Raw genomic sequence first — 268 nt, forward strand, 5'->3', positions numbered from 1 at the left:
AGACGAAGTTGCTGCGACAGTAACGATTGATAATGATAAATATAATATGTCAGAGGCAGATACAAACCTTGCCTCTAACACTAAAAAATCTAATTTTCCAAACGTGGATTTAGCAAAAGAAACACAATTGCTTTATGGATCTCTATTTGAGAATAATAGCGACGGTATTCTTGTAGTGGACTATGCTGGAAACTTAATTGATGGAAACCCAGCTATATGTGAACTGAGTGGCTACACGCTAGATGAGTTGAAGAAAAATGGGTTAAAT

Annotated in this window: 1 protein-coding gene; it reads left to right on the top strand. The window is 35.8% G+C overall.

The genetic code is table 11. From position 1 onward, the window contains the following. On the top strand, positions 1-268 hold a 268-nt coding region (locus AOA60_RS16010), incomplete at both ends, for a PAS domain S-box protein (protein WP_143522452.1).

It is taken from the genome of Pseudomonas sp. 2822-17, assembly GCF_002742485.1.
Lineage (GTDB): Bacteria > Pseudomonadota > Gammaproteobacteria > Pseudomonadales > Pseudomonadaceae > Aquipseudomonas > Aquipseudomonas cyclaminis.